This is a genomic window from Parapedobacter flavus (genome assembly GCF_035818675.1).
GTDB classification, from domain to species: domain Bacteria; phylum Bacteroidota; class Bacteroidia; order Sphingobacteriales; family Sphingobacteriaceae; genus Parapedobacter; species Parapedobacter flavus.
In genome coordinates, this window is sequence record NZ_JAYKZZ010000072.1 from 1 (window position 1) to 517 (window position 517).

The window sequence follows — 517 nt, forward strand, 5'->3', positions numbered from 1 at the left end:
ACTTTTCGGTGGCCAGTAAGGAAATCGAGCGAGGCAAGGGTACACGTGGCCGGGGAGCCGAGGGAAAGCAGAACGTTGCGGTGATGGCCGAAAGCACCCCGTTGGAAGATATCGAAACGGGCAAAAAGGAGAAGCATGTGCGTTATTTCAAGGCCAGGGTACTGGATAGCCATCAAAGTGAAGGAATCAACGGCGTGGTCAGGGACTGCATGGAGGATGATGCCATCGTATTTTCGGACAAAAGCACTTCTTACGTTGACATCTCCGATCTGGTGGAATTGCACGTCACCGAGAAATCAGACGCCAAAACCACCAAGGAAACACTCAAATGGGTGCATATCGCAATCAGTAATGCAAAACGGACATTGCTGGGCAACTACCATAAAATCAAAAGGAAATACTTACAGTTGTATCTCAACGAGTTTATTTACAAATTAAACAGACGGTATTTTGGAGACAAACTCTTTGACAGACTAGTAATTGCGAATATAACAGGTGCATAAACGGATAATCAGAA

At 45.8% G+C, this 517-nt stretch carries 1 pseudogene; it reads left to right on the forward strand.

The features are described from left to right. Positions 1-503, forward strand: a pseudogene (locus U9S71_RS20915) (IS1595-like element ISBbi1 family transposase); the annotation flags it as partial. Positions 504-517: the final 14 nt, after the last annotated feature.